Origin of the sequence: Curtobacterium sp. MCJR17_055 (assembly GCF_003224335.1) — a bacterium.
Taxonomy (GTDB): Bacteria; Actinomycetota; Actinomycetes; order Actinomycetales; family Microbacteriaceae; genus Curtobacterium.
In genome coordinates, this window is record NZ_QKLF01000003.1 from 285,875 (window position 1) to 309,690 (window position 23,816).

23 protein-coding genes are annotated in these 23,816 nt (G+C 70.1%); 10 read left to right on the forward strand and 13 right to left on the reverse strand.

Annotation, left to right across the window (positions count from 1 at the left end):
- Positions 1-65: 65 nt before the first annotated feature.
- Together secG and DEJ16_RS08785 are read left to right on the forward strand one after the other, a co-directional pair.
- Positions 66-317, forward strand: a complete 252-nt coding sequence (gene secG / locus DEJ16_RS08780) for a preprotein translocase subunit SecG (protein WP_110825023.1) — start codon at positions 66-68, stop codon at positions 315-317.
- 1 nt (position 318) lies between these two features.
- Positions 319-681 (forward strand): RNA polymerase-binding protein RbpA, encoded by a 363-nt coding sequence (locus tag DEJ16_RS08785; RefSeq protein WP_110825022.1) that lies wholly within the window; start codon positions 319-321, stop codon positions 679-681.
- 281 nt (positions 682-962) lie between these two features.
- Here DEJ16_RS08785 and pgl read toward each other — a convergent pair whose 3' ends face one another.
- The 6 genes from pgl to tkt form a co-directional block, all read right to left on the reverse strand.
- Complete coding sequence (pgl, locus tag DEJ16_RS08790; protein WP_110825021.1) at positions 963-1,733, reverse strand: 6-phosphogluconolactonase; 771 nt, start codon at positions 1,731-1,733, stop codon at positions 963-965.
- Positions 1,734-1,852: 119 nt separating this feature from the next.
- Positions 1,853-2,797, reverse strand: coding sequence for a glucose-6-phosphate dehydrogenase assembly protein OpcA (locus DEJ16_RS08795; RefSeq protein WP_110825020.1), 945 nt, complete (start codon positions 2,795-2,797; stop codon positions 1,853-1,855).
- Positions 2,794-4,332, reverse strand: coding sequence for a glucose-6-phosphate dehydrogenase (gene zwf / locus DEJ16_RS08800; protein ID WP_110825019.1), 1,539 nt, complete (start codon positions 4,330-4,332; stop codon positions 2,794-2,796). Before zwf ends, DEJ16_RS08795 begins: the two co-directional genes overlap by 4 nt.
- A gap of 18 nt (positions 4,333-4,350) precedes the next feature.
- Positions 4,351-5,949, reverse strand: coding sequence for a glucose-6-phosphate isomerase (locus DEJ16_RS08805; RefSeq protein ID WP_110825018.1), 1,599 nt, complete (start codon positions 5,947-5,949; stop codon positions 4,351-4,353).
- 2 nt (positions 5,950-5,951) lie between these two features.
- Complete coding sequence (gene tal / locus DEJ16_RS08810; RefSeq protein WP_110825017.1) at positions 5,952-7,064, reverse strand: transaldolase; 1,113 nt, start codon at positions 7,062-7,064, stop codon at positions 5,952-5,954.
- A gap of 151 nt (positions 7,065-7,215) precedes the next feature.
- The gene (gene tkt / locus DEJ16_RS08815; protein WP_110825016.1) at positions 7,216-9,312 is read right to left on the reverse strand and encodes a transketolase; all 2,097 of its coding nucleotides are present in this window, start codon (positions 9,310-9,312) and stop codon (positions 7,216-7,218) included.
- Positions 9,313-9,749: 437 nt separating this feature from the next.
- On the opposite strand from tkt, the gene DEJ16_RS08820 reads away from it, so the two are divergent.
- Positions 9,750-10,679 carry a heme o synthase gene (locus tag DEJ16_RS08820; protein WP_181419534.1) on the forward strand — a complete coding sequence of 310 codons (930 nt, stop codon included), beginning with the start codon at positions 9,750-9,752 and terminating at the stop codon, positions 10,677-10,679.
- Between the two features lie 570 nt (positions 10,680-11,249).
- Here DEJ16_RS08820 and DEJ16_RS08825 read toward each other — a convergent pair.
- The gene (locus DEJ16_RS08825) at positions 11,250-12,215 is read right to left on the reverse strand and encodes a heme A synthase (RefSeq protein WP_110825014.1); all 966 of its coding nucleotides are present in this window, start codon (positions 12,213-12,215) and stop codon (positions 11,250-11,252) included.
- A 248-nt stretch (positions 12,216-12,463) separates the two neighbouring features.
- Here DEJ16_RS08825 and sufB point away from each other — a divergent pair, with 248 nt between their 5' ends.
- From sufB to DEJ16_RS08850, 5 genes are read left to right on the forward strand one after another with little or no spacing between them, the layout of a single operon-like run.
- Complete coding sequence (sufB, locus tag DEJ16_RS08830) at positions 12,464-13,882, forward strand: Fe-S cluster assembly protein SufB (RefSeq protein ID WP_110825013.1); 1,419 nt, start codon at positions 12,464-12,466, stop codon at positions 13,880-13,882.
- Positions 13,883-15,190, forward strand: coding sequence for a Fe-S cluster assembly protein SufD (gene sufD, locus DEJ16_RS08835; protein ID WP_110825012.1), 1,308 nt, complete (start codon positions 13,883-13,885; stop codon positions 15,188-15,190).
- The gene (locus DEJ16_RS08840; protein WP_110825011.1) at positions 15,190-15,516 is read left to right on the forward strand and encodes a non-heme iron oxygenase ferredoxin subunit; all 327 of its coding nucleotides are present in this window, start codon (positions 15,190-15,192) and stop codon (positions 15,514-15,516) included. The genes sufD and DEJ16_RS08840 overlap by 1 nt, the downstream gene beginning before the upstream one ends.
- 56 nt (positions 15,517-15,572) lie before the next feature.
- Positions 15,573-16,343, forward strand: a complete 771-nt coding sequence (gene sufC / locus DEJ16_RS08845) for a Fe-S cluster assembly ATPase SufC (RefSeq protein WP_110825010.1) — start codon at positions 15,573-15,575, stop codon at positions 16,341-16,343.
- Between the two features lie 2 nt (positions 16,344-16,345).
- Positions 16,346-16,675 carry a metal-sulfur cluster assembly factor gene (locus tag DEJ16_RS08850; protein WP_110825214.1) on the forward strand — a complete coding sequence of 110 codons (330 nt, stop codon included), beginning with the start codon at positions 16,346-16,348 and terminating at the stop codon, positions 16,673-16,675.
- 76 nt (positions 16,676-16,751) lie between these two features.
- Here DEJ16_RS08850 and DEJ16_RS08855 read toward each other — a convergent pair whose 3' ends face one another.
- Positions 16,752-17,351: a biotin transporter BioY gene (locus DEJ16_RS08855; RefSeq protein WP_110825009.1), complete on the reverse strand. Its 600-nt coding sequence runs from the start codon at positions 17,349-17,351 to the stop codon at positions 16,752-16,754.
- 114 nt (positions 17,352-17,465) lie between these two features.
- Here DEJ16_RS08855 and DEJ16_RS08860 point away from each other — a divergent pair, with 114 nt between their 5' ends.
- The gene (locus tag DEJ16_RS08860; RefSeq protein WP_110825008.1) at positions 17,466-19,064 is read left to right on the forward strand and encodes an ABC-F family ATP-binding cassette domain-containing protein; all 1,599 of its coding nucleotides are present in this window, start codon (positions 17,466-17,468) and stop codon (positions 19,062-19,064) included.
- 41 nt (positions 19,065-19,105) lie between these two features.
- On the opposite strand, the gene DEJ16_RS08865 is transcribed toward DEJ16_RS08860, so the two are convergent.
- Genes DEJ16_RS08865 through DEJ16_RS08875 form a run of 3 tightly spaced genes read right to left on the reverse strand, consistent with a single transcriptional unit; the run spans position 19,106 to position 20,861 of the window.
- Positions 19,106-20,086, reverse strand: a complete 981-nt coding sequence (locus DEJ16_RS08865) for an SURF1 family protein (protein ID WP_110825007.1) — start codon at positions 20,084-20,086, stop codon at positions 19,106-19,108.
- The gene (locus tag DEJ16_RS08870; protein ID WP_110825213.1) at positions 20,083-20,358 is read right to left on the reverse strand and encodes a hypothetical protein; all 276 of its coding nucleotides are present in this window, start codon (positions 20,356-20,358) and stop codon (positions 20,083-20,085) included. The genes DEJ16_RS08865 and DEJ16_RS08870 overlap by 4 nt, the downstream gene beginning before the upstream one ends.
- Positions 20,358-20,861, reverse strand: coding sequence for a DUF3099 domain-containing protein (locus DEJ16_RS08875; RefSeq protein ID WP_110825006.1), 504 nt, complete (start codon positions 20,859-20,861; stop codon positions 20,358-20,360). Before DEJ16_RS08875 ends, DEJ16_RS08870 begins: the two co-directional genes overlap by 1 nt.
- Before the next feature lie 165 nt (positions 20,862-21,026).
- On the opposite strand from DEJ16_RS08875, the gene fabG reads away from it, so the two are divergent.
- The gene (gene fabG, locus DEJ16_RS08880) at positions 21,027-21,740 is read left to right on the forward strand and encodes a 3-oxoacyl-ACP reductase FabG (protein ID WP_110825005.1); all 714 of its coding nucleotides are present in this window, start codon (positions 21,027-21,029) and stop codon (positions 21,738-21,740) included.
- A gap of 63 nt (positions 21,741-21,803) precedes the next feature.
- Here fabG and serB read toward each other — a convergent pair whose 3' ends face one another.
- Both serB and glgC read right to left on the reverse strand, forming a co-directional pair.
- A complete protein-coding gene (gene serB, locus DEJ16_RS08885; RefSeq protein WP_110825004.1) occupies positions 21,804-22,442 on the reverse strand; it encodes a phosphoserine phosphatase SerB in 639 nt (212 codons plus the stop codon).
- Positions 22,443-22,556: 114 nt separating this feature from the next.
- Entirely contained in the window at positions 22,557-23,798 is a 1,242-nt protein-coding gene (gene glgC / locus DEJ16_RS08890) for a glucose-1-phosphate adenylyltransferase (RefSeq protein ID WP_110825003.1), read from the reverse strand.
- Positions 23,799-23,816: the final 18 nt, after the last annotated feature.

A 23,816-nucleotide genomic window follows, 5' to 3' on the forward strand; every position in this document is an offset into this window, starting at 1 on the left:
CGGGTCCGGAGCGCAGCTCGCGTGACCGGTATACTCGGATGGCTGACTGACACGAAAGGTACGTCGTGGCGATACTCTCCGTCGTGCTGCAGGTCCTGCTCGCGATCACGAGCCTCCTGCTCACGCTCCTCATCCTCCTGCACAAGGGTCGCGGTGGCGGCCTCTCCGACATGTTCGGCGGTGGTGTGACGAGCAACCTCGGGGCATCCGGCGTCGCCGAGCGCAACCTGAACCGCATCACCGTGATCCTCGGGCTCCTCTGGATCTCGAGCATCATCGTGCTCGGTCTCATCAACAAGTTCACGGCAGGGAGCTGACATGGCATCCGGAGGAAGCGCTATCCGTGGGTCGCGCGTCGGCGCCGGCCCGATGGGCGAGCAGGACCGTGGCGTCCAGGCCGAGCGCGTCGCGATCTCGTACTGGGACGCGATGGGCAACGAGGTCGTGCGGTACTTCGCCGCGAACCTCCCCGACGAGGAAATCCCGGAGACGGTCGACTCGCCGTCCACCGGTCTCCCGGCCGGTCGCGACAAGGAGAACCCGCCGCAGGTCGCGAAGACCGAGCCCTACAAGACGCACCTCGCGTACGTGAAGGAGCGTCGCACCGAGGAAGAGGCAGCGCAGCTCCTCGAGGACGCGCTGCAGCAGCTCCGTCAGCGCCGCGGCACCGCCGCCAAGTAACAGCAGACGTCCGAAGGCCCCCACTCCGTCAGGAGCGGGGGCCTTCGTCGTCAGGGGAGGTCGCCGCGGTCGTCCTCGTCGGTTCGGGCCCCGTCGAGGTCGTATGACATGCCGCGCGCCGTCCGCCGAGGTCGCACAGCGTGCCGCCTACGGGCGCATGGCGCGGCAGTTCATGCGACCTCGACGAGCGGCCACCAGCCCGCTCCGCCGGTGGCGACCCCGCGACGGACGGGAGGCCCGGTACCAGCTGGTACCGGGCCTCCCGTCCGTCGTGCGGTGCGTCAGTACGTCGACGCGATGAGGTTCTCCGGGACGTCGCGTGCAGCGTCCTGGTCGACGAAGAAGACGGTGCGCTTGCGGCCCTGCACGCCGCCGACCGGGACCTCGTCCACGGCGGCACCGGCGAGGGCGAGGCCGAGCACGGATGCCTTCTCGGCGCCGGACAGGATCACCCAGACGCGCTGCGACGCGTTGATCACCGGGTAGGTGAGCGTCAGGCGCTGTGCCGGGGGCTTGGGCGAGTCGTCGACGGGCACGACCATGCGGTCGGTCACGCGGAGCTGCGGGAACTCCGGGAACAGCGACGCGGTGTGCCCGTCCGGACCGACCCCGAGCAGCGTGATGTCGAAGCGGGGCGCGTCGGCGGAGTCGGGAGCGGCGTCGTGCAGCTCGCGCTCGTACTGCGTCGCGGCCTCGTCGATGGTGAGGCCGGCGTCCGACGACGCCATCGGGTGGATGTTCTCGGCCGGGATGCTCACGTGGTCGAGGAAGTCCGTCTGCGTGCCGGCGTCGTTCCGGTCCGCGTCACCCGCGGGCACCCAGCGCTCGTCGACCCACCAGACGTGGACCTTCGACCAGTCGACGCTCTCCTGCGCCTGCGACTGCCCGATCGCCGCGAGGACGAGCGTGGAGACCGAACCACCGCTGATCGCGATGTCGGCCCGTCCCTGCTCGTCGAGCACGTCGATGAGCTTCGTGATGAAGCGTGCGGCGACGGAGGCGCCGAGGGCCTGCTTGTCGGGGTGCACCAGCACCCGCCGTTCGTTGGTCACGTGACTCCCGTGTTCGTGGTGCGGTCACCGGTGTGACCGCGGTCGGTCCGGCCGGCCGTCCGACCTGCCGACCTGACGGGCAGGGCGGGGGAGGACGGACGGTCGGACCGTGGCGGTGGTCAGTCCGCGATGCGTTCGCGGAGCTTGGCCACCCCGTGCTTGACGACGTCTCCGAAGAGGACGTCCGGGTCGAGTCTACGGAGTTCCTCGGCCAGGCAGTCGCGCAGATTGCGGCGCGGCAGGGACAGGTCGTGCGTCGGCTGGCCGGGCATCGAGAGCGTCGCCACGTCGACCAGCGAGCGCTCGAGTTCGATGGTGCCGGAGTCGCGCACGAGCTTCACGCCGTGGATGCCGCTCGAACCCGTGGCCCGCGGCGAGGTCGTGACGTCGACCGGCACCTTGAGCTGCAGCCCGAGCCAGGCGGCGAGGAGCACCGTCGACGGGCTGTCGAACGCGCCGGAGACCTCCACCGCGGTGATCGGCTCGAACGGCGGCTGGTCGAGTGCTGCGGCCAGCTGGTTCCGCCACAGCGTGAGGCGGGTCCAGGCGAAGTCCGTGTCGCCGGGCGCGTAGGAGTCCGCGAGCGCCATGATCGCGCCGTTCGGGTCCTTCTGCGCCGCGGCGTCGGTGATCCGGCGCTGGGCGATCCGGCCGAGCGGCGAGACCGACGGCTTCTCCGGCGCGGCTTCCGGCCACCACGCCACGACGGGCGCGTCGGGCAGGAGGAGCCCGGTGACCAGGCTCTCCTCGTCCGCAGCGGTCTCGCCGTAGGCGCGGAGGACGATGACCTCGCTGGCACCCGCGTCACTGCCGACGCGGATCTGCGCGTCGAGACGGCCGGGGGATGCGATGTCGCCCTCGTTCTTCGACACGATGACGACGCGCATCGGGTGCTCGCGGGACGCCTGGTTCGCGGCCTCGATCGCCTCTTCCTCGCGGCCGAGAGCGGTCGAGACGACGAGGGTGAGCACGCGACCGAGTGCGACGGCGCCGCCCTCCTCGCGGATGTGCACCAGGGTCTTCTGGATCTTCGAGACCGTGGTGTTCGGCAGGTCGATCTTCATGGACGCCTCCAGGTCCGACCGTCGCGTGCGAGGAGCTCGTCGGCCGAAGCCGGGCCCCACGTGCCGGGACGGTACTGTTCGGGCTGGCCCTGTGTCCGCCAGAACTCCTCGATCGGGTCGAGGATCTTCCAGGACAGCTCGACCTCCTGGTGCCGCGGGAACAGCGGCGGGTCACCGAGGAGCACGTCGAGGATGAGCCGTTCGTAGGCCTCGGGGGAGGCCTCGGTGAACGCGTGGCCGTAGCCGAAGTCCATCGTGACGTCGCGGACCTGCGTCCCGACGCCGGGGACCTTCGAGCCGAAGCGGAGCGTGACGCCCTCGTCCGGCTGCACGCGGATGACGAGCGCGTTCTGGCCGAGGGGCGACTGCTCGATGCCGAACACGTCCTCGGGCACGCGCTTGAACACGATCGCGATCTCGGTGACGCGGCGGCCGAGTCGCTTGCCGGCACGCAGGTAGAACGGAACCCCCTGCCAGCGGCGGGTCGCGATGTCGAGACGGATGGCCGCGAAGGTCTCGGTCGTGGACTCGGGGTTCATGCCCGCTTCCTCGAGGAACCCGAGCACCTTCTCGCCGCCCTGCCACCCGCCGGCGTACTGCCCGCGGCTGGTCGCCGTGGACAGGTCCTCGGGCAGGCGGACCGCGGAGAGCACCTTCTCCTTCTCGGCACGGAGGTGTCCGGCCTTGAACGAGACGGGCTCCTCCATCGCCGTGAGGGCGAGGAGCTGTAGCAGGTGGTTCTGGATGACGTCCCGCGCCGCACCGATGCCGTCGTAGTAGGCGGCACGTCCGGCCACGCCGATGTCCTCGGCCATCGTGATCTGCACGTGGTCGACGTAGTTCGAGTTCCAGATGGGTTCGTACATCTGGTTCGCGAACCGGAGCGTCAGGAGGTTCTGGACGGTCTCCTTGCCGAGGTAGTGGTCGATGCGGAACACGTCGTCCGGCGCGAAGACGCTCTCGACGATCGCGTTCAGTTCGCGGGCCGTGCGGAGGTCCGAACCGAAGGGCTTCTCGACCACGACCCGGCTCCACGACCCGTCGCGCTTCTCGGTCAGCCCGGACAGCTTGAGCTGCTCGGTGACGACCGGGAACATCTTCGGCGGGATGGACAGGTAGAACGCGTGGTTCCCGAGGGTCCCGCGTTCGGCGTCCAGGGTGTCGACCGTCTCCTTGAGGAGCGTGAACGCCTCGGGGTCGTCGAAGGACCCCTGGACGAAGCGGATGCCCTGTTCGAGCTGACGCCAGACGTCCTCGTCGAACGGGGTCCGCGAGTGCTCCTTGACGGCGTCGTGGACGAGCTGGGAGAAGTCCTGGTCCTCCCAGTCACGCCGAGCGAACCCGACCAGCGCGAAGCCGGGCGGCAGTAGCCCCCGGTTGGCGAGGTCGTAGACCGCGGGCATCAGCTTCTTGCGGGAGAGGTCTCCCGTGACTCCGAAGATGATGAGGGTGCTGGGACCCGCGATCCGGTTCAGTCGACGGTCCGTGGGCAGCCGGAGCGGGTTGTGCTCCGGGGTGATCGCCACCGGTGACATGTCGGTGAACTCCTTTGATCAGGTGGTGACTGCAGCCGTGATGACCGCCGTCGCTGCGGGGAGGTCCCGCGTCGACAGGGTCAGCACCGGGCGGCCGTGTTCGGCGAGGACACTCGCGTCGCCGGCGGCCTGGGCTCGGATGAGCCGACCGAAGGTGAAGGGGCGGCCGGGGACGGCCAGGTCGTCCTGCTCGTCGGAGACGATCTGCAGGAAGACGCCGTTCGCGGGACCGCCCTTGTGGTACTGGCCGGTCGAGTGCAGGAACCGGGGCCCGTACCCGAAGGTGACGGGACGGCCCGTGCGCTCGGCGAGGAGGTCGCGGAGGGCCTCCAGGCCGTGGCCGGCCGAACGGTCAACGTACGCCTGCACCGCCAGGTAGCCGTCCTCGCCGACCGCGGCCAGGAGGCTCGACACGGCCTGGGTGAGCGTCGCGCCGGTCTCGAGTCCGCCGGTCGCGGAGACCGCGATGCCGTCGTCCTCGAACGAGGGGGCCGTCGTCTCGGCGGCGGGCGCGTCGAGCAGCGCCCGGGCCGCGACCTTGGCGGCCTCGACGTCGGGCTGGTCGAACGGGTTGATCCCGAGCAGGCGCCCGGCGACCGCGACCGCGTACTCCCAGACGAGGAACTGCCCGCCGAGCGTGCCCGTGATCTCGACCTCGCCGGCGGCGACGTGTCGTTCGTCCTCCCGGGAGCCCACCAGCCGGACGACCTGCAGGTCGGGCAGACCCGCGGTCACCTCGGGGGAGTCGACGTCGAGGACGACCGGCAGCAGCCCGCGGCCGTCCTTGCCGGTGGACTCGGCGATGAGCTGTTCGACCCAGTCGCCGAAGCCGAGGATGTGCGTCCCGTCCGCGACGATCCCGATCTTGTCCCGGAGGGGAGCCGTCCCGCCGAGGACTGCTCCGAGCACGAGCCCGGGGTTCTCGTCGGTGTCGACCGCGAGGAGCACCGAGATGGCGTCGGCCTCGTCGAGTAGTTCGGCGATGTCGGCTCCGGCCAGACCGGCGGGGACGAGCCCGAACGCGGTGAGCGCGGAGTACCGACCGCCGACCGTAGGATCGGCGGTGAAGACCCGGTGACCGGCCTCGAGTGCCGTCGCCTCGAGCGCGGAGCCCGGGTCGGTGACGACGACGATCCGTCCGGCGGGGTTGATCCCGGCGTCCTGGAACGCCTGCTCGAACACCCGGCGCTGCGAGTCCGTCTCCACCGTCGAACCGGACTTCGACGACACGACGAGCACCGTGCGCTCGAGGTCGGTCAGCGCGGCGCGGACCTGCGCGGGATCGGTGGAGTCGAGGACGACGAGCGGGACCCCGGCCGTGCGGGTGATGACCTCTGGCGCGAGCGACGAGCCGCCCATGCCGGCGAGCACCACCCGGTCCACGCCCTGGGCGAGCAACTGCTCGCGCAGCGCGGCGACCTCGGCGACGAGCGGACGGGAGACGGAGACCGCCTCCACCCAGCCGAGGCGCTTCGACGCCTCGGCTTCCGCGGCGGGGCCCCACAGGGCGGCGTCCTGCGCCGTGATCCCGGACGCCACCAGGTCGGTGACGAGGCGCGGGACCACCGTGTCGATGGCCCGCGCCGCGTCACCGCTGGCGGCGATGGAGACGGTCACTCCTACTTGGCGTTCTCGAGCGCGGTCTGGACCGTGTCGACGAGCTCGCCCCACGAGACGTTGAACTTCTCGACGGCTTCCTTCTCGAGCAGCGCGACGACGTCGTCGTAGTCGACACCGACGGCAGCGAGCTGGTCCATGACCTGGTTCGCGTCGTCGAAGGTGCCGGCGATCGCGTCGCCGTGGACCTCGCCGTGGTCGAACGTCGCCTCGAGGGTCTTGCCCGGCATCGTGTTGACGGTGTTCGGGGCGGCGAGCTCGGTCACGTAGAGCGTGTCGGGCAGCGACGGGTCCTTGACGCCGGTCGAGGCCCACAGCGGGCGCTGCGTGTTCGCGCCGGACTCGAGCAGGCCGAGGGCACGCTCGGTCGCGAAGGCCTGGGTCCAGACCTGGTAGGCGAGCTGGGCGTTGGCGATGCCCGCCTTGGACTTGAGCGCGGTGGCCTCGTCGGAGCCGATGGCGTCGAGACGCTTGTCGATCTCGGAGTCGACGCGCGACACGAAGAACGACGCGACCGAGTGGATCTTCGACAGGTCGTGGCCGGCGGCCTTGGCCTTCTCGAGCCCGCCGAGGTAGGCGTCGATGACGGCGCGGTAGCGCTCGAGCGAGAAGATCAGGGTGACGTTGACCGAGATGCCCGCGCCGATGACCTCGGTGATGGCCTCGAGGCCGTCGACCGTCGCCGGGATCTTGATGAGGACGTTCTCCTTGCCGACCTTGTCGAACAGGAACTTCGCCTGCTCGATGGTCTTCGCCGTGTCGTGCGCGAGACCCGGCTCGACCTCGATCGAGACGCGGCCGTCGAAGCCGTTCGAGGAGGCGTAGATCGGGGCGAAGATGTCCGACGCGTCGGCGACGTCACGCGTCGTGATCTCGAAGATCGCGTTGGTCACGTCGGTACCGGCCGCGGCCAGCTCCTTGACCTGCGCGTCGTAGCGCTCGCCCTTGGCGAGGGCCGAGGCGAAGATCGTCGGGTTGGTGGTGACGCCGACGACGTTGCGGTCCGCGATGAGGTTCTCGAGACGGCCGGTCTCGAGGAGCTCGCGGGACAGGTCGTCGAGCCAGATGCTCACGCCGACGGCGGAGAGGGCTTCGGTGGGAGTGGTGTCAGTCATTCGCTTCTTCTCTTCTTCGTTTCGTTCGTCGGCTGCTCGAGCCGGGGTCTGTGCGGGGGACGTGCCCCCGGGACGGGAGGTCCGTGGCGGAGTCGCCGCGGGCCTCCCGTACGGAAGGGCCGGGCCCGGAGTCCGGGCCCGGCCCAGGGGGTCAGGAGGCTGCTGCGATCGATTCCTTGGCCGCCGAGACGACGTGCTCGGTGGTGAAGCCGAACTCCTCGAACAGCTTCTGGTAGTCGGCCGAGGCACCGAAGTGCTCGATCGACACGCTGCGACCGGCGTCACCGACGATGTCGCGCCAGCTCATCGCGATCCCGGCCTCGACCGAGACGCGGGCCTTGACGGCCTTCGGCAGGACCGACTCGCGGTACGCCTCGTCCTGCTCGTGGAACCACTCGAGCGACGGAGCCGAGACGACGCGGGCGTTGATGCCCTCGCCCTTGAGCTGCTCACGCGCGTCGAGCGCGATCTGCACCTCGGAACCGGTGCCGATGAGGATGACGTCCGGCGTGCCGTTCGGGGCCTCGGCCAGGACGTAGGCGCCCTTGGCGACGTTCTTCGCGGAGGCGAGCGTCTCGCCGGAGGCGTCGCCCTCACCACGCTCGAAGACCGGGAGGTTCTGACGGCTCAGCGCGATGCCGGCCGGGCGGTCCTGGTGCTTGAGCATCTCGAGCCAGGCGTACGCGACCTCGTTGGCGTCAGCGGGGCGGACGACGTCGAGACCCGGGATCGCACGGAGGGCGCTGATCTGCTCGATCGGCTGGTGCGTCGGGCCGTCCTCGCCGAGGGCGATGGAGTCGTGCGTCCAGACGTAGATCGCCGGCGCCTTCATGAGCGCGGCGAGACGGACCGCCGGACGCATGTAGTCGCTGAAGATGAGGAACGTGCCGCCGAAGGGACGGGTGTTCCCGTGCAGGACGATGCCGTTGAGGATCGAGCCCATGGCGTGCTCGCGGATGCCGAAGTGCAGGACGCGGCCGAACGGGTCGGTGGTCCAGGTCTTCGTCGTGGCCTCGGCCGGACCGAAGGACTTGCCGTCCTCGATCGTGGTCAGGTTCGACTCGGCCAGGTCGGCCGAACCGCCCCAGAACTCGGGCATGAGCGGCGCGATGGCGTTGATGACCTTGCCCGAGGCGGCACGGGTCGAGACGGCCTTCTCGGAGCTGAAGACCGGCAGTGCGGCCTCGAGGCCCTCCGGGAGCTCCTTCGCCTGGACGCGGTCGAAGAGCGCCTTCTTGTCGGCGTTGGCCGCGGCCCACGCGTCGAAGGACTTCTGCCACTCGGCGTGCTCGGCCTGGCCCTTGGCGATCGCACCACGGGTGTAGTCGAGGACCTCGGGGTCGACGTCGAAGGTCTTCTCGGGGTCGAAGCCCAGGACCTCCTTGAGGCCCTTGAGCTCGTCGGCGCCGAGTGCGGAGCCGTGGATCTTGCCGGAGTTCTGCTTGGTCGGCGACGGCCAACCGATGATCGTCTTGAGGACGATGAGCGACGGCTTGTCGTGGACCTGCTTCGCGGCCTCGACGGCGGCGTGGAGCGCTTCGGCGTCCTCGCTGTACTCGCCGGTCTTCTTCCAGTCGACGACCTGGACGTGCCAGCCGAGCGCCTCGTAGCGGGCGTGGACGTCCTCGGAGAACGCGATGTCGGTGTCGTCCTCGATCGAGATCTGGTTCGAGTCGTAGAAGGCGATGAGGTTGCCGAGCTGCTGGCGGCCCGCGAGGCTGGCGGCCTCGTTCGTGACGCCCTCCTGCATGTCACCGTCTCCGGCGATCACGTAGGTGTAGTGGTCGAACGGCGACTGGCCGGCCGGGGTCTCCGGGTCGAACAGGCCGCGCTCGAAGCGCTGCGCGTAGGCGAAGCCCACGGAGGAGGCGAGGCCCTGGCCGAGCGGGCCGGTCGTGATCTCGACGCCGTCGGTGTGGCCGTACTCCGGGTGGCCCGGGGTCTTCGAGCCCCACTTGCGCAGGTGCTGCAGGTCGTCGAGCTCGAGGCCGTAGCCGTGCAAGTAGAACTGCACGTACTGGAGGATCGAGGCGTGGCCTGCCGAGAGGATGAAGCGGTCGCGGCCGATCCACGTGGAGTCGCTCGGGTCGCGGCGCATCACCTTCTGGAACAGGAGGTGAGCCAGCGGCGCGAGGCTCATCGCGGTGCCGGGGTGACCGTTGCCGGCCGCCTCGACAGAGTCGGCGGCGAGGACGCGGGCCGTGTCGACGGCCTTCCGGTCGATGGCGTCCCAGGTGAATTCAGCCACTTGGATGTTGACCCTTCATTGATGCGACATGTGCGAGGGCTCGTGCCATCGCACGGACATGTTGCCGACCCGGGGCTCCGTCGCGGTGCCGTTGCCGGCAGCCGACCGGCTCGAACGCGGCCGACGTCATCGGGGCACGCTGCGGGAGGGCCTCTCCAGCATAGTGAACCGGCACTCAGAAGGTGTCCAGGTGACCGGCGAGGCTGGATGGTCATCGGGCTCCGGACCGACGACCGGGCGTGTCCGGCCGTCGGGGTAGTGGATGGCGGGATCGGGACGGGCGGCGGCGGGACATCGTCGTGGCGCCGTCGATCGCGTAAACTGTCGGTGAGCCGCGACCATTCCGCGGACACGCATGCCCGGACGCCGACGGTGCCGTCCACCCGAGCGTGCGGACTGCAGCGAAACAGACTGAGGTTCCCTTGCCGACTGCCACCGTGACCAGGCCAGACACCGTTCGTCGGTCGATGCTGTCCCGCAAGGTCCGGGCGTACGTCTCGCTCACCAAGCCGCGCGTCATGGAGTTGCTGCTCGTCACGACCGCACCCACGATGTTCCTCGCGGAACGGGGTGTGCCCGACCTGTGGCTCGTCTTCTGGACGATGCTCGGCGGCGCGATGTCGGCGGGCTCGGCCTCGGCCTTCAACTGCTACATCGACCGCGACATCGACCGGCTGATGAAGCGGACGAGCACCCGCCCGCTGGTGACCGGCGAGCTCTCCGACCGCGAGGCACTGGTCTTCTCGTGGGCACTCGGCATCGCGTCGACGGTGGTCCTCGTCGTCTTCGTGAACTGGCTCGCCGCCGCCCTCAGCATCGCCGCGATCCTCATCTACGTCTTCGTCTACACGCTCTGGCTCAAGCGCCGCACCCCGCAGAACATCGTCTGGGGCGGTTCCGCCGGGTGCATGCCCGTGCTCATCGGCTGGGCCGCCGTCACCGGGTCGCTGACGTGGGCACCGGTCATCCTGTTCATGGTCATCTTCCTCTGGACGCCGCCGCACTACTGGCCGCTCTCGATGAAGTACCGCGACGACTACGACGCCGCCGACGTCCCGATGCTCGCCGTCGTCCGCGGCCGCACGGTCGTCGGGCTCCAGGTCGTGCTGTACGCGTGGGCGACGCTGGTCTGCTCGCTGCTGCTCGTCCCCGTGGCGGCCATGGGCCCGCTGTACACCGTGGTCGCCCTCGCGGCCGGCATCTGGTTCGTCGTCGAGTCGCACATGCTGTACAACCGGGCGATCCAGCACATGGAGCAGGTGCAGCCGATGCGCGTGTTCCGCAGCTCGATCACCTACCTGACGTTGCTCTTCATCGCCGTGGGCATCGACCCGCTGCTGCCGCAGGTCTTCACCTTCACGATCTGAGGCGCGTCACGACGGCCCCGGTCTCCTCGGAGACCGGGGCCGTCGTGGACCGGCGCCGGCGGGGCGGGGGAAGGACCCTCGAGCTGCACGCAGGTCCGCGCCACTCTCCACGAGGGAGACGGTGGCACGGTCCGGGTCTGCGGGGCCAGGGGGTGCGGCCCGTTCGCACGCGGTTCGTCCATCCCGGCTCGGTCCGGCCCGGCCAGGCTCGGTCCGGACCCGCGGGTCGGCCCGCGTCCGGATTCCGTCAGGGTGAGGACAGGAGGCACGCGACGGCCAGGATCACGACCGTCCCGCTCAGGACGGGAGGCACGGGCCAGGCAGGAGCACGCCACCCGTCCGGCTCAGGGCGGGACGCACGGGTCGGCCCGGAGCGTGTCAGCGGTCCGGCTCAGGACGGCAGGCGCGGATGGGTTCGAGGGTGCCGTCGGTCCGGCTCGGGACGGGCGCTGCGCGCCGACGCCGCCACCTGACTCGAGACGGGAGCCGTCGCTGGGACCGGTACGGGCCTCCCGTCCGGCTCGGGCCCCGGGATCGTCCCGCGGAGGACGTCCTGCCCGGCGCCGACCGTCAGGCGCGGACGGCCTGCCGTCCGGCACTCGACCGCGTCGAGAGCACCACGGCGGTCATCGCCGCCACGAGCAGCCCGGCGAGGACCATGTGGGCGCCGACCAGCCCGACCGGGAGCCCGGTCTTCGCCTGGGTGAGCCCGACGGCGATCTGGACGAACTCGACGACGAGGAGCAGGAGCGGAGTCCGGCTCGACATCCGCAGCCGCACCGCACCGATGACCAGGACGAGGGTGAGCGCGAACGTGACGTAGGCGGGGATCGCGTGGAGGTGCTGCAGGAGCTCGGTGTCGAAGCCGGTCCGGTGCAGTGCGCCGCCGTCGACGCGCTCGCTCGCCCCGGCGTGCGGTCCGCTGCCGGTCGTGAGGATCCCGACGAGGACCGTCACGGCGACGGCGACCACTGCACCTCGGACGACGCCGAAGTACCACGAGGGGACGATCCGGTCGCGCACCCGCGGGCCGTTGACCGATCGGTAGACCAGTGCGGCGGTGACGCTCGTGAGCACCGCGGAGACGACGAAGTGCAGCCCGACCACGTACGGGTTGAGGTTCGTGATGACCGACACGCCGCCGATCACGGCCTGGACCGGGATCGCTGCGCCCTGGGCGAACGCCAGCCAGAACAGTTCCGGCCGGGTCTTGCGCATGCGGACGACGGCCAGGAACATCGCGATCGCGACGATGACGAGCACGAAGGTCAGCAGACGGTTGCCGAACTCGATGACCCCGTGGATGCCCATCTCCGGCGTCGAGACGAGGGAGTCCGTCGTGCACTTCGGCCAGGTGGGGCACCCGAGACCGGACGCCGTCAGCCGGACGAGTCCGCCCGTGCCGATGAGGACGACCTCGACGACGAACGAGGCCCAGGCGAGGACGACGACGCGGCGGTCCACGGCCCGGGGGAGCGACCACCAGCGGGTCGAGGTCGGGGTGTCCTGCTCGACGGACGGTGCGACGCGAGTCACGAGGGTGGTGCCTTCCTGTTGTTCCGGGCCCTGGACCTGTAGGATTCGAGGGTTCAGCAGCAGTCAAGTCTAGGCAGGCGCCGGCTCCGAAAGGGCCGAGATCGCCGCTCGATGCCAGGACTGCGTGGAAGCATCGACGTTGCGAGGCAGCAACACCCGGTCCGTCGTGTCGGCGGTCCGCGGTGGAATGGTGTCCGACACCACCGGGTTGTACGGAGACGCTGTTGCGAGAAGGAAACGAGGAGACCATGTCCGACGTGCTCATCGACCGTCCAGAACTCGAAGGGCTCGGCCAGTACGAATTCGGCTGGGCCGACTCCGACGCGGCCGGCGCCTCCGCCCGCCGCGGGCTCTCGGACGAGGTCGTCACCGACATCTCCGAGCGCAAGGGCGAACCGGAGTGGATGCGGGCGAACCGCCTCAAGGCGCTGAAGATCTTCGACCGCAAGCCGATGCCCTCCTGGGGTGCGGACCTGTCGGACATCGACTTCGACAACATCAAGTACTTCGTGAAGTCGACGGAGAACCAGGCCGAGTCGTGGGAGGACCTCCCCGAGGACATCCGGACGACCTACGAGCGTCTGGGCATCCCGGAGGCCGAGCGTCAGCGTCTCGTCGCCGGCGTCGCCGCGCAGTACGAGTCCGAGGTCGTCTACCACCAGATCCGCGAGGACCTGGAGCAGCAGGGTGTCATCTTCATGGACACCGACACGGCGCTGCGTGAGCACCCGGAGCTGTTCCAGGAGTACTTCGGCACCGTGATCCCGTCCGGTGACAACAAGTTCGCCGCGCTGAACACGGCCGTCTGGTCGGGTGGCTCGTTCGTCTACGTCCCGAAGGGCGTCCACGTCGAGATCCCGCTGCAGGCGTACTTCCGCATCAACACGGAGAACATGGGCCAGTTCGAGCGGACGCTGATCATCGCGGACGAGGACTCCTACATCCACTACATCGAGGGCTGCACCGCCCCGATCTACAAGTCGGACTCCCTGCACTCCGCCGTCGTCGAGATCATCGTGAAGAAGAACGCACGCGTGCGCTACACAACGATCCAGAACTGGTCGAACAACGTCTACAACCTCGTGACGAAGCGTGCGATCGCGCACGAGGGCGCCACCATGGAGTGGATCGACGGCAACATCGGCTCGAAGGTGACGATGAAGTACCCGTCGATCTACCTGGCCGGCGAGCACGCCAAGGGCGAGACCCTCTCGGTCGCCTTCGCGGGCCCGGGTCAGCACCAGGACGCCGGCGCGAAGATGATCCACATGGCGCCGTACACGACGTCGTCGATCGTCTCGAAGTCGATCGCCCGTGGTGGCGGTCGTGCCGGGTACCGCGGCGAGGTCCGCGTGGACCCTGCGGCGCACCACTCGGCGAACACCGTCCGCTGTGACGCGCTGCTCGTGGACACGGTCTCGCGCAGCGACACGTACCCGGCGATCGACATCCGCGTGGACGACGTGCAGCTCGGACACGAGGCCACGGTCTCCCGCGTCAGCGAGGAGCAGCTGTTCTACCTCATGTCGCGTGGCATGCCCGAGGACGAGGCCATGGCGATGATCGTGCGCGGGTTCATCGAGCCGATCGCTCGCGAGCTCCCGATGGAGTACGCACTCGAACTCAACAAGCTCATCGAGATGAGCATGGAAGGATCCGTCGGCTAGATGTCCAGCTCCACCCCTCCTCCCCACATCGACCAGCCGACGGAGCCCGCGAGCACGCTCACGTCGGGCGGTACGGACCAGCACGGCGCCCGGGCGCACTCCGACGGCGGCTGGGACACCAAGGTGCCGGTGCAGACGCGTTCCGAGCGGTTCCGCTCGGGAGACGTCGGCGCCTTCCCCGCCGTGACCGGCCGAGAGGTCAACTGGAAGTTCGCGCCGCTCGACAAGATCCGGCCGCTCCTCGAGGGCACGCTGGACGGCTCGGCGTACCCCTTCCTCGCGACCCAGTCCGCCGGCGCCGACGTCGAATGGGGTCGCAGCGACGACCCGCGCGTCGGTGGTGCCGGACTGCCGGAGGACCGGGCGGCCGCCGCTGCCTGGAGCGCCCGTGACGCCGTCCTCGCGATCACCGTGAAGGCGACCGGTGAACACGAGTCCATGACCGTGACGCGATCGGACTTCGGGACGCACGCGCGTGCCGCGCACACCGTGATCACGGCCGAGCAGCACGCCGAGGGCATCGTCGTGATCGACAACCGTGGGTCCGCGCTCCTCAGCGAGAACCTCGAGATCGTGGTCCGGGACGGCGCACGACTGACCGTCGTCACCGTGCAGGACTGGGACGACGACGCCGTGCACGTGTCGACCCACTTCGCCGAGGTCGGCCGCGATGCGTTCCTCAAGCACGTGGTGGTCTCGCTCGGCGGCGACGTCGTCCGCGTCAACCCGTCGACGCACCTCGGCGCGCAGGGCGCCGACGCGGAGATGTACGGGGTGTACTTCGCGGACGCCGGGCAGTACATCGAGCAGCAGGTGTACGTCGACCACGACGCACCGAACACCCGCAGCCGCGTCAACTACAAGGGTGCGTTGCAGGGCGCCGGCGCGCACACGGTGTGGATCGGGGACGTCCTGATCGGGCGGACCGCTCCGGGCACCGACTCGTACGAGCAGAACCGGAACCTCGTGCTCACCGACGGCACGCGCGCGGACAGCATCCCGAACCTCGAGATCGAGACCGGGGACATCGAGGGTGCCGGGCACGCCAGCGCCACCGGCCGCTTCGACGACGAGCAGCTCTTCTACCTGCAGGCCCGCGGCATCCCCGAGGAGGAGGCACGGCGTCTCGTCGTCCTCGGCTTCCTCGTCGAGGTCATCCAGAAGATCGGCGCGCCCGCGCTCGAGGAACGTCTGGTCGCCGCGGTCGAGCAGGAGCTCGCCGAGGGCCGGACGGTCCTCGCCGGGCCTGCCGCGGACCTGGTCGGCGCCGAGTCGACCGGTGCCGGGACGACCGGGGCCGACGCCTGATGGCCGAGAAGGTCTGCGCCGAGGGCGACATCGCCGTCGACAGCCCCATGCGGGTCGTCGTCGACGGCACGGCGGTCGCGATCGTCAAGGACTCCGCTGGGACCGTGCACGCCATCGGCGACACCTGCACCCACGGGGAGATCTCGCTGTCCGAGGGCTTCGTCGAGGACGACTCGCTCGAGTGCTGGGCGCACGGCTCGCAGTTCTCCCTGACGACCGGCAAGCCGAAGAACTTCCCGGCGTACGAGCCGGTCCCGGTCTTCCGGGTCGAGGTCCGGGACGGCGACGTCTACGTCGACGTCCACGACCCGGTCCCGGTCGACTGACCCGTCCACTTCTTCCGCGGCTGACGCCGCACCACAGCCACGACCGAAGGAACGCAATGTCCACTCTCGAAATCCGCGACCTGCAGGTCTCGATCGACACCGACCAGGGCACCAAGGAGATCCTCAAGGGCGTCGACCTGACGATCAACGAGGGCGAGATCCACGCGATCATGGGTCCGAACGGCTCCGGCAAGTCGACCCTCGCCTACACGATCGCCGGGCACCCGCGCTACCACGTGACCGGTGGATCGATCACGCTCGACGGGCAGGACGTCCTCGCGATGAGCGTCGACGAGCGCGCCCGAGCGGGCATGTTCCTCGCCATGCAGTACCCGGTGGAGATCCCCGGCGTCACGGTGTCGAACTTCCTCCGCACGGCGAAGACCGCGATCGACGGCGAGGCGCCCGCGCTCCGCGGTTGGGTCAAGGACCTCCGCTCGTCGATGGCCGACCTCAAGATGGACCCGTCCTTCGCGGAGCGCAACGTCAACGAGGGCTTCTCCGGTGGTGAGAAGAAGCGTCACGAGATCATGCAGCTCGAACTCCTCAAGCCGAAGTTCGCCGTGCTCGACGAGACCGACTCCGGCCTCGACGTCGATGCCCTGAAGATCGTGTCGGAGGGCGTCAACCGCGCGAAGGCCGCGACCGGGCTCGGCGTGCTGCTCATCACCCACTACACGCGCATCCTCCGCTACATCACGCCGGACTTCGTGCACGTGTTCGTCGCGGGCAAGGTCGCGGAGCAGGGCGGTCCGGAGCTGGCCGAGCGTCTCGAGAACGAGGGCTACGACCGCTACGTGCAGGCCGCTGCGGCCACGGCGGAGTGACGATGATCACGACACTCGCCCCCGAGAAGTTCGACGAGGTCGTCGAGGGCCTGAAGGAGGTCCAGGACCCGGAGCTCGGCGTGAACATCGTCGACCTCGGGCTCATCTACGACCTCGCCTGGGACGACGAAGCGAGCGCCCTCATCATCAGCATGACGCTGACGAGTGCGGGGTGCCCGTTGACCGACGTCATCGAGAACGACACGGCCAACGCCCTCGACGGCATCGTCGACGCCTTCCGGATCAACTGGGTCTGGATGCCGCCGTGGGGTCCGGAGCGGATCACCGACGACGGTCGCGAGATGATGCGCGCGCTCGGCTTCTCGATCTAGCCGACCAGCACGCACGACAGGAGGCCCGGTACCGACTGGTACCGGGCCTCCTGTCCGGACGTGGTCCGGAGCGCGATCAGCGGCGGCCGAGCGCCTTCCAGGCGAGGGGCAGCAGGCCAGCGGCGATGAGCGCCTTCGCGATGCCGCCGACGATGAAGGGGTAGAGACCCGCCGCGAGGACGGACTGCAGGTCGTTCGGAGCACCGAGGGCGCCGAGGGCCACCGCGAGGTAGGGCAGGCCGGTGACGAAGGGAACCGCACTCGCGAGCAGCATGGCCGCTGCGGCGCGACCGACCCCGCGGTCCCAGTTGCGGCGCGCGAGCCACCCGATGAGGCCGGCCGCGGGGATGAAGCCGATGACGTACCCGAAGCTCGGCAGGGTGAGGGCCTGCAGGCCGCCCTGGGCGTCGGCGAAGAACGGCGCACCGGCGAGCCCGGCGATCGCGTAGACGAGCATCGAGAGCACACCGCGGCGGGCTCCGAGGGTCGCGCCGACGAGGACGACGGCCAGGGTCTGCCCCGTGACGGGGACCGGCCACATCGGCACCTCGACCTGCGCGAGCGCGGCGGTGAACAGCGCGCCGCCCGCGACGAGCGCGGCGTCGGTGGCGAGGCCGTGCGTGCGCAGACGGTCGGCGAGGACTGCGCGGGGAGCGAACCCGGTGGCGTTCGTCATGGATTCTCCTAGAATGGACTGCTGGTCCGTTTCGGACCATCGGTCCCGTCAGCGTAGCGGTGCACCTCCCGCACACACCGTTGTGCACATCCACCAACTGATTGGACGACCTCTGTGCTTGCCGTGCACGACCTCGAGATCCGCGTCGGGGCTCGCCTCCTGATGGAGAACGTGTCCTTCCGCGTCGAGCGGGGGGACAAGATCGGCCTCGTCGGCCGCAACGGCGCCGGCAAGACCACGATGACCAAGGCGCTGGCGGGGGAGACCGCCCCGACCGACGGCAAGATCGACCGCTCCGGCGAGATCGGCTACCTGCCGCAGGACCCTCGGTCCGGCAACCCGGAGGACACGGCGCGGAAGCGCATCCTCGATGCCCGCGGTCTCGGCGAGCTCGTCGACGGGATCCGCAAGGCGACGATCGACATGGCCAGTGAGGACGCGGCGGTCGCCGAGAAGGCGATGAAGCGCTACTCGCGACTCGACGACGAGTTCAACGCCCTGGGCGGGTACGCAGCCGAGGCGGAAGCGGCGTCGATCGCCTCGAACCTGAAGTTGCCGGACCGCATCCTCGACCAGCAGCTGAAGACGCTGTCCGGTGGGCAGCGCCGCCGCATCGAGCTCGCGCGCATCCTGTTCTCCGACGCGGACACGATGATCCTCGACGAGCCGACCAACCACCTCGACGCGGACTCGGTCGTCTGGCTGCGCGAGCACCTCAAGACCTACCCCGGCGGCGTCATCGTGATCTCGCACGACGTCGAGCTCGTCGAAGAGGTCGTCAACCGCGTGTTCTACCTGGACGCCAACCGCCAGACCATCGACATCTACAACATGGGCTGGAAGCTGTACCAGCGGCAGCGCGTCGCCGACGAGGAGCGTCGCCGCAAGGAGCGCGCCGGTGCCGAGAAGAAGGCGGCGACGCTCAAGGACCAGGCCGCCCGCTTCGGTGCGAAGGCGTCGAAGGCGGCGGCAGCGCACCAGATGGTCGCTCGTGCCGAGAAGCTGCTCGCCGGTCTCGAGGACGAGCGTGTCGCAGACCGGGTGGCCAAGATCCGGTTCCCCACGCCGGCTCCCTGCGGCCGGACGCCGCTGATGGCCGAGGGGCTGTCGAAGTCCTACGGGTCGCTGGAGATCTTCGCGGGTGTCGACCTGGCGATCGACCGCGGTTCGCGCGTGGTCATCCTAGGCTTCAACGGCGCCGGCAAGACCACCCTCCTGCGCATCCTGGCCGGCGCGGACCAGCCGGACACGGGGCAGATCCAGCCCGGCCACGGCCTGCGCATCGGCTACTACGCCCAGGAGCACGAGAACATCGACGTCAACCGCACGGTGATCGAGAACATGGTCTCCGCGTCGACCGACCTCAACGAGACCGAGGCCCGTCGGGTGCTCGGCTCGTTCCTGTTCACGGGTGACGACGGCTACAAGAAGGCCGGCGTGCTCTCCGGCGGCGAGAAGACCCGCCTGTCGCTCGCGATGATCGTGGTCTCGGGCGCGAACGTGCTGCTGCTCGACGAGCCGACGAACAACCTCGACCCGGCGTCGCGCGAGGAGATCCTGGGTGCCCTGGCCGGCTTCGAGGGCGCCGTCGTCCTCGTGTCGCACGACGCCGGCGCGGTGGAGGCGCTCAACCCGGAGCGTGTCCTGCTGCTCCCGGACGGCACCGAGGACCACTGGAACAAGGAGTACGCGGAGCTCATCGAGCTCGCGTAGTGGCGCGGCGGATGCGCGGCCGAGCGCGGTGACCGGCCGGCTCAGCGCCGCGACTCGAGGAGCTCGTCCTCGATCTCGGCGTCCGACTTCGGCTTCGTCTCCTTGCGACGCTGCCGGTCGAGCGCGCGTTCCCGCTCCTCGGGGTCGTCCTGGTTGAGCTTCCGGTACTCCTGCAGCATGACGTAGCCGAGGAAGCCGAACCCGCCGACCGCGAACAGGAACCACTGGATGAAGTAGCTGAAGTGCAGGCCGGTGTCGGCGCTCGGGCGTTCCCACCCGAGCGGTCGGGCCTCGGCCGGCGCCGGGGACTCGCTGTCGAGCTGCCCGTAGGCACCGGTCCAGATGGGGTGTCCCGCCTTGTCCGCGACGTCGGCGAGCGTGACCGACTGCACCTGGTCGGAGCCCGCCGGGTCGCTGCGGCCGGGGATGCGTGGCTCGGACTCCTGCAACCGCACGACGACGCTCACGGTCCCGCTCGGCGGGGCGGGGACGTCGTCCGGGCTGTCCTGGCGGTTCCCCGTCGGCACCCAGCCGCGGTCCACGACGAACGCCCGGCCGTCGGCGGTGACGAGCGGGGTGAGCACCTCGAACCCGGGCTGACCGTTGTGCACCCGGTTCCGGACGAGCATCTGGTGGTCGGTGTCGTACCGGCCGGTGACGCTGACCCGGAGCCAGGTGAGGTCCTCGCGCCACGTGTCGGCGCGGGGGAGGACGTCGTCGAGGGGGACCGGAGCGTGGTCGTAGTTCGCGGCGATCTGGGCGTTCTGTCGGACCGCCTCGTTCCGACGGTCCCACTGCCACATGCCGAACAGGGCGCACACGACCGCGAAGGCGACGGCGATCGCGAAGTACCCGAGCCACCGGCGGCTCCGGACGAAGCGCCACCCGACGAACGGCTCGCCCGGTCTCCCGGTGCCGTCGCTGTGGTCGTCCGTGTCCGCGGCGGGACGCGCGGCGGCCCGGCGGAGCCGCTCTGCATGGCGGCGACCGTACCGGGATCCGGGGTCGAAGCCGTCCGTCATCGCCCGTCACCCGCGGCGCGGGCCGCGGTGTCGTCGAGGTCGTCCACGTCCTCGTCGATGCCGGTCACCCGCACGGGGAAGGACCGGGACCGGAGGTAGTCCGCGAGGAAGCCGCGGTGTTCGTCACACGCCGCCCAGATCTTCACCCGGTCGGCAGCGTGGATGCGCGGGTTGCGCCAGTTCACACGCCAGGCCGCCGTCGACGAGCACCCGGCCCGCGAGCAGACCGGCGTCGCCCCGGGCTCGGTGAACAGGTCGAACGTCGCTCCCATCAGCGGCGGCCGCCGTTGCGCGTCGGCCACACCCGTGACCGGTCGCCGTTGCGCTGCCAGTCCTCCTGCGCGCGCTGCGCGGCGTCGCGGAGCCGCTCCTGCTCGGAACGGTACGCCTGGGCGCGGGCTTCTTCCTGCTCGTCGCGGAGGCGGGTGTCAGCGGCGTACAGCTCGACCGCTCCGCCGGGGCGGACGACGTCGCCGCCGGTCCGGTTGCCCGCGTTCGCGAGGACGACGGCCACCCAGGGCACGATCGCTGCCGCGACGATGGGCACGACCGCGATCCAGCTGTGCCAGGCGCTCCAGATGAGCACCGCCGCCACGAAGCAGAGGACGCGGAACGCCATCTGCCAGACGTAGCGGGAGAGCCGGTGGGCGCGGTCGATCTCCGGGTTGTCGGGGAGGGTCGTGACGTTCTGCGCGGCCGTCGGGCGCGCGGTGACGTGCTCCGGGGTCGTGCGCTGGAGCTGGATGCGCTGCGTGCTCTGCGTCTTGCGGTTCATGCGGTGGGGTCTCCGTCTGCCGGCCTCCAGTTTACGCCCGGGGTACGACAACGGCGGGCCCGTGCGGGGACCGGCCGTTCGCCCGGAGCGCACCGCTAGGCTCGTGCGGGCGTGTCCGGGCCCGGCGTCCGCGACCGCCATCGACCACCAACGAACGGAGCGCCCATGACCACCCCCCGTACCGTCCTCATCACCGGCGGCAACCGCGGCATCGGCCACGCGCTCGCGGTCCGGTTCGTCGCCGCGGGGCACCGCGTCGCGGTCACGTCGCGGAACGGCCAGGGCGGCCCCGAGGGTGCGCTCACCGTGCAGGCGGACATCACCGACACCGCATCGGTCGACCGGGCCTTCACCGAGGTCGAAGCCGCGCTCGGCCCGGTCGAGGTGCTCGTCGCGAACGCCGGCATCACGAACGACCAGCTCCTGCTCCGCATGTCGGAGGAGGACTTCACGAGCGTGGTCGACACGAACCTCACCGGGACCTTCCGCGTGGTCAAGCGCGCGACGAAGGGGATGATGAAGGCGAAGTTCGGCCGGATCGTCCTCATGTCGAGCGTCGTCGGCGCCTACGGTCAGATCGGGCAGGTCAACTACGCGTCGTCGAAGGCCGCCCTGGTCGGCATGGCCCGCTCCATCACGCGCGAGCTCGGGTCACGCGGCATCACCGCGAACGTCGTCGCTCCCGGGTTCATCCAGACGGACATGACCGCTGCCCTCTCGGAGGAGCTGCAGGCCGAGTTCAAGAAGGCGATCCCGGCCGCGCGCTACGGCAGCGTGGACGACGTCGCGGACGCGACGCTGTTCCTCGCCGGCGACGGTGCCGGCTACATCTCGGGCGCGGTCATCCCGGTCGACGGCGGCCTCGGCATGGGCCACTGACGGGCTGCGCCTCCGGGTCCGTCGCAGGCAGCGCGCCGCCCGGCGACGCCCCGGTGGCTGGCCTCAGCCGCGCAGGCCGAGCGCCGCGAGGACGACCGACAGGTCGCGGTCGACCACGGCCACGTCGGCCTCGGCGCGGACCCGGGGCTTCGCGTCGAACGCGACGGCGAGCCCCGCGACGGCCATCATCCCGAGGTCGTTCGCGCCGTCGCCCACCGCCACCGTGCGTGCCGGGTCGACCCCGTCCGCCGCGCCCCAGGCGAGCAGCGAGTCCGCCTTCGCCCGTGCGTCGACGACGGCCCCGAGCACCTGGCCGGTCAGCACGCCGTCGCGCACCTCGAGGCGGTTCGCCCGGCAGTGGTCCAGCCCGAGTGCGTCGGCGAACGGGTCGAGGACCTCGTGGAACCCGCCCGACACGACGCCGACCGTCCCACCGGCGGCGTGGACGCCCTCGACGAGCTCGCGCGCACCGTCCGTGACCCGGACGGCCTGCTGCGCCTCGGCGAACACCCCGACCGGGAGGCCCGCCAGCGTCGCGACCCGCTCCCGGAGGCTCGCCGCGAAGTCGATCTCGCCGCGCATGGCCCGCTCCGTGACAGCCTGGACACGTGGCCGGGTCCCGGCGGCGTCGGCGAGGAGTTCGATGACCTCGTCCTCGAGCAGGGTGGAGTCGGCATCGAGGACGACGAGGAAGCGCGGCACCCGACCACGCTACCGGGACGCCCGGTCGTGTGACGGTGGCCGGCGTCACGGCCGACGACGAGGACCCCGCCACCCGGAGCGGGCGACGGGGTCCTCGTCGGGTCGGACGGTGGCTCAGGCCTCGACGCGGACGCCCTTGCCGACGACGGTGATCCCGGAGTCGGTCACGGTGAACCCGCGGGCCTCGTCGGCCTCGCGGTCGAGACCGACCGAGGCACCGGGGGCGAGGACGACGTCCTTGTCGAGGATCGCGCGGTTCACCACGGCACCCGCCCCGATGGTCGCCCGTTCGAAGACGATCGAGTCGAGGACCCGCGCCTGCGAGTCGATGGTCGCCCACGGGCCGATGACGCTGCGTTCGACCTGGGCGCCGGAGAGCAGGCACCCGAGGGAGACGATCGAGTCGACCGTCGCGCCGGTGTTGCCGTTCGCGTCGCGCACGAACTTGGCCGGGGGCAGGTTCGTCTGCTGGTTGAAGATCGGCCAGTCCTGGTTGTACAGGTTGAAGACGGGCACGGGTGCGATGAGGTCCATGTGCGCGTCGAAGAACGAGTCGATCGTGCCCACGTCCCGCCAGTAGTACTTGTCGCGGTCGTTCGACCCGGGCACCTCGTTGCGCTGCAGGTCGTAGACGCCGGCGTCGCCGCGCGCGACGAAGTCCGGGATGATGTCGCCACCCATGTCGTGGTTCGATGTCTCGATCTGGCCGTCCCGCAGGACCGCGTCGACGAGGGCGTCGGCGTCGAACACGTAGTTGCCCATCGACGCGAGCACCTCGCCCGGGGAGTCCGGCAGGCCGGTGGCGTCCTTCGGCTTCTCGAGGAAGGCCTCGATGCGGGTCGGGTCCGCGTCGTCGACCTTGATGACGCCGAACTGGTCGGCGAGCTCGATCGGCTGCCGGATCGCGGCGACGGTGGCGCTGCGACCGGAGGCGATGTGGGCCTCCACCATCTGCGAGAAGTCCATCCGGTACACGTGGTCGGCGCCGACCACGACGACGATGTCGGGCCGCTCGTCGCGCATCAGGTTGAGGGACTGCAGGATCGCGTCGGCCGAGCCGGCGAACCAGCGCTTGCCGAGCCGCTGCTGCGCGGGGACCGAGGCCACGTAGGAGCCGAGCAGCCCCTCCATGCGCCAGGTCTGCGAGACGTGCCGGTCCAGTGAGTGCGACTTGTACTGCGTCAGGACGACGATGCGCTGGAGCCCGGAGTTGACCAGGTTCGACAGCGCGAAGTCCACGAGGCGGAAGTTCCCACCGAACGGCACGGCCGGCTTCGCACGGTCCGCGGTGAGCGGCATGAGTCGTTTGCCCTCGCCGCCGGCGAGGACGATGCCGAATACCTTCTTCGTTGCCATGTCGTTCACAGTAGGCGT